At 57.6% G+C, this 12,586-nt stretch carries 14 protein-coding genes; 3 read left to right on the plus strand and 11 right to left on the minus strand.

Annotated elements, in window-relative coordinates:
• The 9 genes from ABJI08_RS18190 to ABJI08_RS18230 all read right to left on the minus strand — a co-directional run bounded on the left by ABJI08_RS18190 (nt 1) and on the right by ABJI08_RS18230 (nt 6,653).
• Entirely contained in the window at nt 1–2,046 is a 2,046-nt protein-coding gene (locus tag ABJI08_RS18190; RefSeq protein ID WP_348403275.1) for an acetyl/propionyl/methylcrotonyl-CoA carboxylase subunit alpha, read from the minus strand.
• A 146-nt stretch (nt 2,047–2,192) separates the two neighbouring features.
• Nucleotides 2,193–2,399 carry a hypothetical protein gene (locus ABJI08_RS18195; RefSeq protein ID WP_348403276.1) on the minus strand — a complete coding sequence of 69 codons (207 nt, stop codon included), beginning with the start codon at nt 2,397–2,399 and terminating at the stop codon, nt 2,193–2,195.
• A 277-nt stretch (nt 2,400–2,676) separates the two neighbouring features.
• The gene (locus tag ABJI08_RS18200; protein WP_348403277.1) at nt 2,677–3,033 is read right to left on the minus strand and encodes a hypothetical protein; all 357 of its coding nucleotides are present in this window, start codon (nt 3,031–3,033) and stop codon (nt 2,677–2,679) included.
• Between the two features lie 129 nt (nt 3,034–3,162).
• Nucleotides 3,163–3,309 carry a hypothetical protein gene (locus tag ABJI08_RS18205; protein ID WP_348403278.1) on the minus strand — a complete coding sequence of 49 codons (147 nt, stop codon included), beginning with the start codon at nt 3,307–3,309 and terminating at the stop codon, nt 3,163–3,165.
• 202 nt (nt 3,310–3,511) lie between these two features.
• Nucleotides 3,512–3,925 (minus strand): DUF6497 family protein, encoded by a 414-nt coding sequence (locus ABJI08_RS18210; RefSeq protein WP_348403279.1) that lies wholly within the window; start codon nt 3,923–3,925, stop codon nt 3,512–3,514.
• The gene (locus ABJI08_RS18215; protein ID WP_348403280.1) at nt 3,922–4,275 is read right to left on the minus strand and encodes a hypothetical protein; all 354 of its coding nucleotides are present in this window, start codon (nt 4,273–4,275) and stop codon (nt 3,922–3,924) included. Before ABJI08_RS18215 ends, ABJI08_RS18210 begins: the two co-directional genes overlap by 4 nt.
• Nucleotides 4,272–4,673, minus strand: a complete 402-nt coding sequence (locus ABJI08_RS18220) for a cupin domain-containing protein (RefSeq protein WP_348403281.1) — start codon at nt 4,671–4,673, stop codon at nt 4,272–4,274. The genes ABJI08_RS18215 and ABJI08_RS18220 overlap by 4 nt, the downstream gene beginning before the upstream one ends.
• Nucleotides 4,670–5,113, minus strand: a complete 444-nt coding sequence (locus tag ABJI08_RS18225; protein WP_348403282.1) for a hypothetical protein — start codon at nt 5,111–5,113, stop codon at nt 4,670–4,672. The genes ABJI08_RS18220 and ABJI08_RS18225 overlap by 4 nt, the downstream gene beginning before the upstream one ends.
• A 7-nt stretch (nt 5,114–5,120) precedes the next feature.
• Nucleotides 5,121–6,653 (minus strand): acyl-CoA carboxylase subunit beta, encoded by a 1,533-nt coding sequence (locus tag ABJI08_RS18230; protein ID WP_348403283.1) that lies wholly within the window; start codon nt 6,651–6,653, stop codon nt 5,121–5,123.
• Nucleotides 6,654–6,831: 178 nt separating this feature from the next.
• Here ABJI08_RS18230 and ABJI08_RS18235 point away from each other — a divergent pair, with 178 nt between their 5' ends.
• The 3 genes from ABJI08_RS18235 (at nt 6,832) to ABJI08_RS18245 (ending at nt 10,542) form a co-directional block, all read left to right on the plus strand.
• Nucleotides 6,832–8,046 carry a multidrug effflux MFS transporter gene (locus ABJI08_RS18235; RefSeq protein ID WP_348403284.1) on the plus strand — a complete coding sequence of 405 codons (1,215 nt, stop codon included), beginning with the start codon at nt 6,832–6,834 and terminating at the stop codon, nt 8,044–8,046.
• A gap of 207 nt (nt 8,047–8,253) precedes the next feature.
• A complete protein-coding gene (locus ABJI08_RS18240; protein ID WP_348403285.1) occupies nt 8,254–9,654 on the plus strand; it encodes a short-chain fatty acyl-CoA regulator family protein in 1,401 nt (466 codons plus the stop codon).
• Nucleotides 9,655–9,690: 36 nt separating this feature from the next.
• The gene (locus tag ABJI08_RS18245; protein WP_348403286.1) at nt 9,691–10,542 is read left to right on the plus strand and encodes an alpha/beta hydrolase; all 852 of its coding nucleotides are present in this window, start codon (nt 9,691–9,693) and stop codon (nt 10,540–10,542) included.
• Here the strand turns inward: ABJI08_RS18245 and ABJI08_RS18250 are convergent.
• Together ABJI08_RS18250 and betA are read right to left on the minus strand one after the other, a co-directional pair.
• Entirely contained in the window at nt 10,524–10,763 is a 240-nt protein-coding gene (locus tag ABJI08_RS18250; RefSeq protein ID WP_348403287.1) for a DUF465 domain-containing protein, read from the minus strand. The genes ABJI08_RS18245 and ABJI08_RS18250 overlap by 19 nt on opposite strands.
• A gap of 116 nt (nt 10,764–10,879) precedes the next feature.
• Entirely contained in the window at nt 10,880–12,535 is a 1,656-nt protein-coding gene (betA, locus tag ABJI08_RS18255; protein ID WP_348403288.1) for a choline dehydrogenase, read from the minus strand.
• Nucleotides 12,536–12,586 lie beyond the last annotated feature (51 nt).

Here is a 12,586-nt window from a genome sequence, read left to right on the forward strand (position 1 = left end):
TCATTCGAACTCCATGATCACGTCGTCCACCGCAAGGCTGTCGCCCGCACTGGCATTGATCTTGGCCACGATGCCTTTCTTTTCGGCGCGCAGAATGTTCTCCATCTTCATCGCCTCAACCGTGCACAGTGCCTGACCTTCCTGCACTTCGTCACCCACATCGGCGTTGACCTTCACGATCAGCCCCGGCATTGGGCACAGCAACAGCCGCGACGTGTCCGGCGGCAGTTTTTCTGGCATCAAGCGGGCCAGCTCGGTCTGACGCGGCGTGCGCACATGCACTTTCAGATCCGCCCCACGCGACCGGATACGGAACCCGCCCGACACTTTGCCGATCTTCAGGACAAGCGTTTCCCCGTCCACTTTCAGCGTTGCCAGCTTGTCGCCCGGTGTCCAGTCCGACGTCACCCGCATCTTGCCGCCATCTTCGAATTTGATGGTCGAGCCTTTCTTGTCGGCCTTTACCTTAACGGCAAATTCCTGACCTTGCAGTGTCACCACCCATTTCTTGCCAACCCGGCGCTCGTGATTGCCCATCCGGCCCGACACGCGGGTGCGGCGAATTTCGGCAACACGGTGCATGGCGGCAGCACTGGCCGCAATCCGGCGCAGCGATTCTGTTGGCAGTTCAACGCCTTCAAACCCATCGGGATACTGTTCCTCGATAAAGGCCGTGGTCATGTCACCGGCAATAAACACCGGGTGATCCATCACCGCACTCAGGAATGGCAGGTTGTGACCAATGCCCTCAACCTCAAACCCGTCCAGCGCATTGCGCATCGCCTCAATCGCGGCGTCCCGGGTGGGCGCCCATGTGCACAGCTTGGCGATCATGGGGTCGTAATACATGCTGATCTCGCCGCCTTCATAGACTCCGGTGTCATTGCGCACGGCAATTGGACCCTCGGGCGCATCACCCTGCCATTTGTCGTTCTCTAACAGCGGCCCGGCGGCGATTTCCACTGGCGGGCGATAACGTGTCAACCGCCCGATAGACGGCAAAAAGCCGCGATACGGGTCTTCGGCGTAAAGCCGGTTTTCAATCGCCCAGCCGTTCAGTTGCACGTCGTCCTGCGAAATGCTCAGCGGTTCGCCATTGGCGACCCGGATCATCTGTTCCACCAAATCAACCCCGGTGATCAGCTCGGTCACAGGGTGTTCCACCTGCAAACGGGTGTTCATCTCAAGGAAATAAAAGTTGCGATCCCCGTCGACGATAAATTCCACGGTCCCGGCGCTGGCATAATCCACGGCCTGCGCCAAAGCGACGGCCTGTTCGCCCATCGCCTTGCGGGTTGCTTCGTCCAGAAACGGGCTTGGTGCTTCTTCAACGACCTTTTGCTGGCGTCGCTGGATCGAACACTCACGCTCGCCCAGATAGATGCCATTGCCATGACTGTCGCACAGCACCTGAATTTCAATGTGGCGCGGCTGGGTGATGAATTTCTCAATGAAAATCCGATCATCGCCAAAGCTGTTGGCCGCCTCGTTCTTGGATGACTGAAAGCCCTCGCGCGCTTCTTCGTCGTTCCACGCGATCCGCATGCCCTTGCCGCCACCGCCGGCTGACGCCTTCAACATCACCGGATAGCCAATCTCGTTCGAGATCTTCACCGCTTCATCCGCGTCCTCGATCAGGCCCATATAGCCCGGCACCGTGGACACATTGGCGTCCTGTGCGATTTTCTTGGACGTAATCTTGTCGCCCATCTTTTCGATGGCGCCCACTGGCGGACCAACAAATGCGACACCTTCTGCGGCCAGCGCTTCGGCAAATTTGCTGTTTTCGGACAGAAAGCCATAGCCGGGATGCACAGCCTGCGCGCCGGTCGCGCGGATCGCGTCCATCACCTTGTCGATTACGATATAGGACTGGTTCGCCGGGGGCGGCCCAATATGCACCGCCTCATCTGCCATCTGCACATGCAGCGCCTGCTTGTCAGCATCCGAATACACGGCCACGGTCTTGATGCCCATCTTGCGGGCGGTCTTGATCACACGACAGGCGATCTCGCCCCGGTTAGCAATCAGGATCTTATCGAACATTTCATGTCCCTTCTGGTTCTTGTCCGGCGCGGGATGTGACCCGCGCAGGGAGTGGCAACAAAAAAGCCACCCGCGCCCGGTCATGGGCACTGGTGGCTTGTTTAGTTTCGACAGACCGCAAAGCAGCGGCCCGCAATTTCAGAGGATCAGCATTTACCAGGGTTTTCCTGGCAATAAATGACGTTGACGGCACTGCCCGCGACAACACCCGCGACGGCGCTCCCGCCCAGCACAACGGCTGTGGCCGCACCTGCGCCCGCGCCGATAAGGGCCTGTTCGCCCATGGTGTCGCCGCACGCGGCCAATCCAATTGCCGCAATGCCTGCGCATGCGTATTTCCAAATCTTTGACATCTGCCAGTGCCTCTTGTGCGTCCGGCTCTGCGGCCCGGCCATTGTTCGGCCTTGTGACCACCCGGAACCATACAAAAAACGGGTGATCCCGCAGGGACGCTACAGGACCACCCGATAGGGGAAGGGTAACGGAATACACTGTTACAGGAGCGGACCCGAACCAGGTTAAGCTCCATGTACTGACTATCGCTTTGGCTGCACGCCGTCGCAACCGGGGAAACCCATGCAACATTACTTTGGGCTGCTTTTTGCCCAATCCGCGCAACCATCGGCAGAATCATGCCCAGCGCCCCTCTAATGCATCCGGAAAAGACGCCCGCGCCACATCCACATCAATCACCAAAAGCGCGTCATAGCTCTCGGGATCAAACGGGTCTTCGACGGCAACCACTTCGCGGCCAAACAACCAGCTCAAACGGCCCGCATCCAGATTGCCCCGCTCAAACGGCTGGTCTCCGAAATGCTCCCACAAGGCGGCCATGAAACAGGCATCCGCGCGCCGATCTGCCGGGCGACGGTCTTTGAACCGTTCGCGCACAGTGATTGCGGTCGCCCCTTTGGGATTGGCACGTCGGATGATGAACTGAAAATCCGTACCCGGCAGACGCCCGGGAAATCCACGATGCTTGATCATGACACGCCCCTCCGGATTGCGGGGGCGCTGAACGCCGGCGTGCACAGTGCCCGGAAAACAGGGCGGGCATTTCGGCGGGTCGAGGGACGGACAGGCCGCGTGGCCTGCCCAGAACTTATAGATACAAGATTACTTGTATTTGCCGGTATAGGCTGGCTCAGTCGAGATTGGCTCAGGGTCAACCACGACATACTCTTCGACAGGTGCTGTGTCTGCACATGCCGCAACGAGTGCAACCAGGCCAACGGCCAACAATGCTTTGATGCTCTTTGACATCCGTTTCTCCAGTTCTTGTTTTTGTTCGAAACAGGGCCATTTGACCCTGCCTGCCCCACAGCCGCAGAAATGCGACGTGAGCGGAGAATAGTGGATTCAGTAGCAAAAAGATACGGATAGCACGCCAAGCTAATGTGTTGTGGCCGCAAAGCCGCAATTGGAGTCCCCTTTGGACTCATGCGCGCAAGATGTTGTGGTGTCATCAGAAACCCTCCCAGATACAGGTGCCGTCTTTTACGGTGAAAGCTTCGAAAAACTGGGTGGCCAGCGTGTCCATCACGCCAAACTCCGTCTTGCGGTCTGCCATGGAAATGATCACCTGATCCACCGTTTCGCCTTCGGTGGCCAGATACGGGACCGCGACGCCAATGCACAGGTGAAAAAAATCTTCTTCAATATCGGCGAATTCCACCCCTTGCCGGATCAACGGCATGACATAGCGAAACCGCGCCACGCGGCTGGCATCATCGCGGGTGTCATACAAGATCTCGTGCAACCAGATGTCGTTGCCAGAGGGCACGGCTGGTGTCTCCTCCAAAACCCCAGCCGTGGCCGCGCCCGCGAGGGCCCCTCCTATCGCGGCGTATCCGATCAGGCGCGTCAAAACAGACATCATGACGCCCTCCTGGCAGTGCGGGCAGAATTCACCCAGCGCGCCCGACGCGCAGGATTGTCCAGCATTGCCTGAATAATATCTTCGACCTTAGCACGAACAAAGCGTCCTGCAATCTCTCCTCCGGCCACAATGTGCAATTGTCCCGCCTCACGGCGCACCTGCACAACCGGGGAAAACCCTTTCAGCCCTTGCAAAGCCCGCCACATATCCTGCCGTACCTGATGGGCAATCCGCGCCCTCCCGGCATCTGGCAATTGTGTGTGCGCCGCCACATCCAGCCGCACGCGTTTTCCACGTGCCAGCGTCAGGGTCTCCCCCTCGCTTTGAATATGCCAGCGCGCCCGGCTCATACCGGTGCAGCCTCGTCATGGGTTGGAAAGTCGGCCGGGCTGATGATCTCGATCAGTTCCATGTCATCGGAATGACGCACCTCACGATGCTTGATGCCCGGAGGCTGCAACACACAAGCCCCCTCGCGCAGCATATGCTCGCCCTGACCTTCATATTCAAACACCACCCAACCCTTGGTGACATAAACCATCTGAAACTCCAGATCATGGCTATGCCAAGCCCCGGGGCTGGCCTCTCCGGGCACCGCCCGGATCACATGCGCACCAAACTTGCCTTTGGTGGCGTCTTTGATGCCCAGATCACGGTATTCAAAAAACGCCCGAAGGCCCTCGCCCACAAACGGAGAGTCATCCGCGTGGGATACCGAAAAGGCCTGATTTTTCCAAAGCTGGGTCATGGCGAGCTCCAAATCAATGACAGGATCAAAGTAATCAAAGCTACGTAGCCAATAGACGCAAAAGCCCAAAACGGGCCGACCAGTTTGCGAAGTATTGAGACTGCGTGCGGTTCAGTGAAAACATTCGGATTTTTCGCGATGCTCAAAACCCAGTCGTAATATAGACGCCCTTTTTGAGACTCATTGCCATCGCGTCGGTACAACTCCAATTCGAAAGTGCTTTGAACTGTCATCGAGACGTACCACGCCAAAAATGTTGCTATAAAGAGGGATGAAACTGCAACCGTGGCAATCAACTGAAGCCATATGCTGTCTACCGACGCCAAGTACCTCAATTGTACTAGGACGATCCCAAGAGGAACCGAAGAAATTGCAACTGAGCGTCGGGATTGCTCAGCAATTTCTTTCAACGCCTCAAGATAATTTGAATCGTCCCGCATTTTCACCTCACAACGGAATGTTGTCGTGTTTCTTCCAGGGGTTCTCCAGCTTCTTATTCCGCAAGCTGGCAAAGGCCCGGGCGATACGTTTGCGCGTCCCGCGTGGCTGGATCACTTCGTCGATAAACCCGCGCTCAGCGGCGACAAACGGGTTGGCGAACCGATCTTCATAGTCCGCCGTATGCGCCGCGATTTTGTCGGCGTCGCCCAGATCGGCCCGGTGGATAATCTCAGTTGCACCCTTGGCCCCCATCACCGCGATCTCGGCGGTCGGCCATGCATAGTTGAAATCACCACGCAGATGCTTGGACGCCATCACGTCATAGGCCCCGCCATAGGCTTTGCGCGTGATCAACGTCACCTTGGGCACCGTCGCCTCGCCATATGCGAACAGCAGTTTGGCACCGTGCTTGATCACGCCGCCATATTCCTGCGACGTCCCCGGCAAAAAGCCCGGCACATCGACCAGCGTCAGGATCGGGATTTCAAACGCATCACAGAACCGCACAAACCGCGCCGCCTTGCGGGACGAGTCAATGTCCAGACATCCGGCCAGTACCATCGGCTGGTTGGCAACAACCCCAACGGATTGCCCTTCCAGACGAATGAACCCGGTGATGATGTTTTTGGCGAAATCTTCCTGAATCTCAAAGAAATCACCCTCGTCGGCAATCTTCTCGATCAGCTCTTTCATGTCATAAGGCGAGTTCGGGTTTTCCGGGATCAGCGTATCCAGTGACGCTTCCAACCGGTCCGGCTCATCAAAGAACGGACGCACAGGCGGCTTTTCGCGGTTGTTCAGCGGCAGATAATCCACCAAACGCCGCACCTCGGCCAACGCCTCAACGTCATTTTCAAACGCGCCATCGGCAACCGAAGACTTTTTGGTATGAGTCGACGCCCCACCCAGTTCTTCGGCTGTTACGACCTCGTTGGTCACGGTTTTCACCACGTCCGGGCCGGTCACAAACATATATGACGTGTCTTTGACCATAAAGATAAAGTCGGTCATCGCCGGGCTGTACACAGCCCCGCCCGCGCACGGGCCCATGATTACGGAAATCTGCGGCACCACGCCGGACGCCATGATATTGCGCTGAAACACTTCGGCATATCCCGCCAACGACGCGACGCCTTCCTGAATACGCGCGCCACCGGAATCGTTGATGCCAATCACAGGCGCGCCGTTTTGCATCGCCATGTCCATGATCTTGCAGATCTTTTCGGCGTGTGTCTCGCTCAGCGATCCACCAAACACGGTAAAGTCCTGAGAGAACACATACACCATGCGGCCATTGATCGTGCCCCAGCCGGTGATCACACCGTCACCCGCAGGCTTGTCCTTTTCCATGCCGAAATCGGTACAGCGGTGCGACTTGAACATGTCGAACTCTTCAAAGCTGTCCTCATCCAACAACAACTCAACCCGCTCGCGTGCGGTCAGCTTGCCCTTGGCGTGCTGGCTGTCGATCCGGCGTTGTCCGCCTCCCAACCGGGCGTTGTCCCGGCGCTCTTCCAATTGCTGGAGGATATCTTTCATGGCATGTCCCCTATGATTTGAGCGCGACCATAGCCATAGTTTGCTGAAGGACAAAGCAGAATTCGGCAAATTTGCAAATTATGGAAAATCAATTACCTGAATAATGCAAATCTGCAAATTATTCACAACAAACTATCTCATCATGGACAATCCCGAAAACCCTGCTTACCTCTTGTCCATGAGCTCCCGTTCCGAAAGTCGTTTTCTCGACAGGACCACACCACCGCACATCATTACGCTGATCCTTCTGGCAGGAGTTTCGGCGCTGAGCATGAACATCTTTTTGCCCAGCTTGCCCAGCATGACCGTCTATTTCGATACCGAATATGGTGTCATGCAATTGTCGGTGGCCGCGTATCTGGGTGCAAACGCTGTGCTGCAAGTGGTGATTGGCCCCATCTCGGACAAGCTGGGGCGGCGCCCCGTCATCCTTGGCGGATTGGTGATATTTGTGCTGGCCACATTGGGCTGCATTTATTCAACCAACATCGTGGTGTTTCTGACCTTTCGCATGATCCAGACCGCGATTGTCACCGCAATGGTGCTCAGCCGTGCCGTGGTGCGTGATATGGTGCCCACCGACGAAGCCGCATCGATGATCGGCTATGTCACTATGGGGATGACCATTGTACCTATGTTGGGGCCAGCACTGGGCGGCGTTCTGGATCAGGAATTCGGATGGCAATCCAGCTTCTGGATGTTGTTCCTGACCGGCTTGCTGATCCTGATCATCACATGGGCCGATCTGGGCGAAACCAAAGCCAGCAGCGGTATGTCCCTGACCCAACAGTTTCGCGAATACCCCGAACTGCTCACCAGTCCGCGATTCTGGGGGTACTCTCTGTCCAGCGCCTTCAGCTCGGGCGCGTTCTTTGCCTATCTGGGCGGCGCGCCATTTGTTGCCACATCTGTTTTTGGACTGACCCCCGCCCAGATGGGTCTCTATTTCGGGGCCCCGGCGGTTGGCTATTTCTTCGGAAATTTCTTCTCCGGGCGCTACTCGGTCAGGTTCGGCATCAACCTCATGATCTTGTGGGGTGCTCTGATCTGTGGCGTTGGCGTTGCCATGTCGGTGGTCACATTTTATCTGGGTCTGGGATCAGCCGAGACGTTCTTTGGTTTTATGACACTGGTCGGCATGGGCAACGGCCTGACCATCCCCAACGCCACCTCTGGCGCCCTGTCTGTGCGCCCGCATCTCGCGGGCACAGCCTCGGGGCTTTCCGGGGCCATCATGCTGGCTGGGGGCGCGGCGCTGTCTGCGCTGGCGGGCGCGGTGCTTGTGCCCGGCACAGGCGCCTACCCGCTATTGTGGATCATGCTGATCACGTCGATCTGCTCGGTGACAACCATTCTTCTGGTGATCCGTCGCGAACGGCGCTTGCGGCTCTGAAACGCAACGCACGCCCTGTTCACCACGCAACCCGTCCAAAACTGCACCGATGTAATACCGACGCGAAACCGACGGGCCGCCGATGCCTCAAATCCAGCAAATTAAGGCCGTTAACCATGATTCGCGCCTCATGCGCATTCCCGACTGGCGCAGACCGGTTTGCAAAGCTATCTTTGCAGCTACGCAACTTCTGATCCGGAGACCATTTTGCCCACTCAGAAACTCTATGCCGGCGCCAAACTGCGCGAGATCCGCACCCGTCTGAGCCTCACGCAAAAGGACTTTGCGCAAAAGCTTGGCGTGTCGCTGCCCTATCTGAACCAGATGGAAAACAACAACCGCCCGGTTTCAACCACGGTGGTTCTGGCGCTGGCACAAGAGTTTGGTCTGGACGTCACAGAGCTTTCGACCGGAGACAGCGAACGATTGGTCAGCGACATGCGCGAGGCGCTGGCGGACCCTGTGCTCGCGGAAACCTCGGCCCCTCTGGCCGACCTGCGCCTGACCGCATCCAACGCCCCGGCATTGGCCCGTGCGTTTCTGGAACTGCACAGCGCGTACCGGCAAACCCATGAACGCCTCGCATCTCTGGACGAAGCGCTTGGGCGACAAGACGTCCAGATGCAAGCCAGCCCGTGGGACGAGGTCAGAGACTTTTTTCACTATTGTGACAACTACATAGACGCCGTCGACCGCGCCGCTGAACATTTCGCGGCGCACGCCCCGGAACAGGGCGGCATCCGGGGGGCTGCCATCTCAGCACTGCGCGCCAAGGGCATCTCGGTGGCTTTCACAGATGTCGAAACCCTGCGCAGATATGATCCGGACAAACAGGTTCTGCAAATCTCGCGCTACGCCCAACCGGAAACCCAAACCTTTCAGCTCTTACTGCAAGTGGCCCTGCTGCAGCGTGATAAACTGCTCGAAGCAACGCTTGACCTTGCACGGTTTCAATCCGACGCCGCCCGCTCAATCGCCAAAATCGGACTGGCCAACTACTTTGCCGGCGCGGCCATGATGCCCTACAAGGTGTTTCAGGAAGCCGCCCAGCAAACCCGCCACGATCTGGAATTGCTGTCCAACCGGTTCGGCGCTTCTGTCGAACAGGTCGCCCACCGGCTTTCGACCATGCAACGTCCCAATGCCAAAGGTGTTCCGTTCTTTTTTGTGCGCGTCGATCAGGCGGGCACCATCACCAAACGCCACTCTGCCACCCGCCTGCAATTCGCCCGCTTCGGCGGCGCCTGCCCGCTCTGGAACGTGCACCGCGCCTTTGAAACGCCGGGCCGTTTCCTGCGCCAGCTGGCCGAAACGCCAGACGGGGTGCGCTATATATCCCTGGCGCGAAACGTGTCCAAATCCGGCGGTCACTTTGGCGCACCGGTCCGGCGCTATGCCATTGCACTGGGCTGCGAAATACGCCACGCAGACGCCTTGGTTTATGCGGACCACATGGACATATCCAACCCGCAAGCCTTTGAGCCCATTGGCATATCATGTCGCATCTGTGAACGCACAAATTGCCACCAACGTTCGGTGCCACCCCTTGAGCGCCGCCTGACCATCGATGAAAACGCACGCGGCGTATTGCCTTATGAGGTTGAATGACATGTCCTATAGCCCCGATTTCGGAGACGCCTAAGGATGCGATTTCTTGTCCGATTACTGGCGATCTGCGCCATTCTGGTGCTGGGCACTCTGGCACTGGGCAGCGTCGCGGAACGCTGGCTGATCTACCCGTTTGACCCAACGCGTACACCCCCGTCCGAAGCAGGTCTTGCCGGGGTAACCGAAAACGAAATCGCGTTAGGCGATGAAACCCTAATCGTCTGGTCCACTCCGCCCAACCCCGGGCAGCCCGTCATATTTTACCTGCATGGCAACGCTGGAAATCTCGCCAACCGCGCAGGCCGTTTTCGCAGGTTTCAGGAACGCGGATACGGCCTCGTCGCACTCGCGTATCCCGGCAGCACCGGCAGCACTGGCACGCCAACCCAGGACAACCTGAATGAGGCCGCGCAACACATCTGGCGCATCAGGTCAGAACTCCTGCCATCTGCCTACCGCGCATCGAACCCATCCACCACGCTCCTCTATGGAGAAAGCCTCGGAACCACCGTCGCCATTCACCTGAACGCCGATGAAACGTCCCAAAATAGCACAACCCTGCCCGACGCAATCATCCTCGAAGCCCCTTTCACATCCATCGCGGGTCTGGCCGAGTACCACTATCCCGGCACCGGCGATCTGGCGAAAAATATGCAAAATCAATGGGACAGCCTGGCCTTGGCAGATCAGTTGTTCCAACCTCTGCTTATCGTGCACGGCACCAAAGACGACCTGATCCCAATAGAAATGGGGCAGCAGGTATTCTCTGCTGCCCCATCCCGAAAGAAAGTATTTATCACGGTAAAAGGCGCCGGTCACACCGGTCTGTGGCGATCAGATACCTTGCCGCGCCTATGGACGTTTATCGATCAGTTTGCCTTGAGATAGGCGTAAATCTCATCCTTCAGCGCACCGCGCCGTTTGCGTAAATCCACCTCTGACAATTCCTCGCGCGGCTCAACATTGGTCTCCGCACGATGCACCTTGCGGTTCAACTCATGATACTCGTCCGCCATCTTCGCAAAATGCGAGTCGCTTGTTTTCAAAGCACTCATTTTTTCGACCAGTTCGGGAAATTCTTCTGCCAATTCATGGGGGGTATGAGACATGTTCTGCGCTCCTTTTATGAATGTCACAAAGAGCCTACAAACAGGGTGCGATGCCTTACCTTGACAGGGATCAAGTTACATCGAAATTTTGGGATGTGATCGCGCTGCGGTCTCGTTCAGCGTTGTGCAGTCCGCCAGTTGGGATGGACCCATGGTATGTCATTCTCCGCCGCCAGCCGCCGCCCCAAAACGTGGTCAGCCGCCTTTTCACCCGTCATGATCGACGGCCCGTTCAGGTTCCCATTGGTGATGCGCGGAAAGATCGAACTGTCCGCGACGCGCAGCCCGTCCACCCCAATCACGCGACATTCCGGGTCAACCACAGACGAAGGATCATCCGCCCGCCCCATCCGGCATGTGCCACACGGATGATAGGCGCTTTCAACATGCTCGCCAATGAAACCATTCAATTCGTCGTCAGACTGAACCGCCGCGCCCGGCTGTATCTCGTGTTTGACAAACGGTTTGAACGCGTCCTGCGCAAAAATTTCGCGGGTCAGGCGAATGCAGGTGCGGAAATCCTCCCAATCCTGTTCTGTGCTCATATAATTGAACTGGATATGCGGCGCTTCTTTGGGATCAGCCGACCGCAACGTCACCGCCCCACGAGAGGGCGACCGCATCGGGCCAACATGGGCCTGAAACCCATGCCCTTCGGCAGCCACCTGCCCGTCATACCGCACCGCAATAGGCAGGAAATGATACTGAATATCGGGATAGTCCACACCAGCCTTTGAGCGAATAAATGCAGCGCTTTCAAACTGGTTCGATGCCCCCAGCCCGGATTTGGTAAACAACCATTGCGCCCCGATCAGCGCTTTGCCAAGCAGGTTCCAGTATTTGTACAAAGTGATGGGCTGCGCGCTGGCCATCTGCAAATACAGCTCCAGATGATCCTGCAGGTTTTGCCCCACGCCCGGACGATCCGCGATCACGTCAATGCCGTGCTGCCCAAGATGCGCCGCCGGGCCAATCCCGGACAACATCAACAGCTTGGGTGAATTCAGAGACGACGCTGACAGGATCACTTCTTCTCGTGCCCGAATGACCTGAACGCTGTTACCACGCTCAATTTCGACACCCACAGCGCGGCCATTCTCAATCACCACTTTGCGCGCCAAGCCTTTTACCAGATCGCAATTTTCCCGCTTCAGGGCGGGTTTCAGATAAGCATTGGCCGCCGACCAGCGCCGCCCCCGCCAGACGGTCTGCTCCATCGGGCCAAAGCCTTCCTGCTGCTGCCCGTTATAATCTGACGTCACCGGATACCCGGCCTGCTCTCCGGCATTCACAAACGCCGCGTGCAGCGGGTTGTCACGTGGGCCGCGCGTGACATGCAGCGGCCCGTCCTGACCGCGCCAGTGCGGATCGCCACCATGCCCGCTTTCGTGCCATGTCTCCATGCGCTTGAAATACGGCAGGACATCGGCATATCGCCACCCATCCGCGCCGCTCTCTGCCCAGTGATCGTAATCACCCGCATGTCCACGCACATAAACCATGCCATTGATCGAACTTGATCCGCCAACCACTTTGCCACGCGGACAGGCCAACTCGCGCCCACCCAAATGCGGCTCGGGCGCGCTGCGATACCCCCAGTCATACATGCCCATATTCATCGGATAGCTCAGCGCGGCTGGCATCTGGATCAGCGGTCCGGCGTCACTGCCGCCGTGCTCGATGATCAATACTGACTTTCCTGCCTCGCTCAGCCGATAGGCCATCGCACAGCCTGCGCTGCCCGCTCCGACAATGACATAATCCGCCTGCATGCCGTTCACTCCGAACCTAATTTCCTGCTTTGATCAGCGTTTGCCCAAGCG

Source organism: Shimia sp., from assembly GCF_039969785.1.
Classification (GTDB): Bacteria; Pseudomonadota; Alphaproteobacteria; order Rhodobacterales; family Rhodobacteraceae; genus Shimia.